The following is a 557-nucleotide window of genomic DNA, read 5'->3' on the forward strand; positions in this document are numbered from 1 at the left end:
GGTGGCTCGTACCTGGCGGATGGGAATCAGATCGTACGGGTCGACAATGTCACCCGCGAAGTAACGCCGGTGACCAAGAAGACCACGAGCACCGACTACTGCACCAGCTACTCCAGCGGCGACAATGCCCAATTCCGGACTGACTACGCCCGGCTGAGGGTAGTCGGCGCGGACGGCCGGTTCATCTACGCCACCGACACCTGCGGCATCCGTCGCATCGACCCGGGATCCGGTGCGGTCACCTCACTGACCAGTTCAGGCAACTTCGGCTCACCCATCGCCTCCGTGGCGATCGCCGGCAAGTACCTCTACTTCGTCGACAACGTCTACGGCGGCCTGACCCAGATCGACCTGGACTCCAGCCGCACCATTCTGCTGAACAAGAGCACAACCGGCGCCGTCGCCGCGGACGATACCGCGGTATGGATCGTGTCCGGAACGTACCTTCTCAAGATCGACCCGGTGAGCGGGAACGCGGTCACCATCAGCGATCACCTCGCGACCGGGGGCCACACCCCCACCGCCATACTCTCCGTCGGCGACTACCTCTACGCCAA

1 protein-coding gene is annotated in these 557 nt (G+C 63.7%); it reads left to right on the forward strand.

Annotated elements, in window-relative coordinates:
- Positions 1-69 precede the first annotated feature (69 nt).
- The coding region (locus tag Ato02nite_RS51220) for an NHL repeat-containing protein (protein WP_213014003.1) at positions 70-557 on the forward strand (488 nt) is incomplete at its 3' end.

The organism is Paractinoplanes toevensis (assembly GCF_018332695.1).
In the GTDB taxonomy this organism is placed as follows: domain Bacteria; phylum Actinomycetota; class Actinomycetes; order Mycobacteriales; family Micromonosporaceae; genus Actinoplanes; species Actinoplanes toevensis.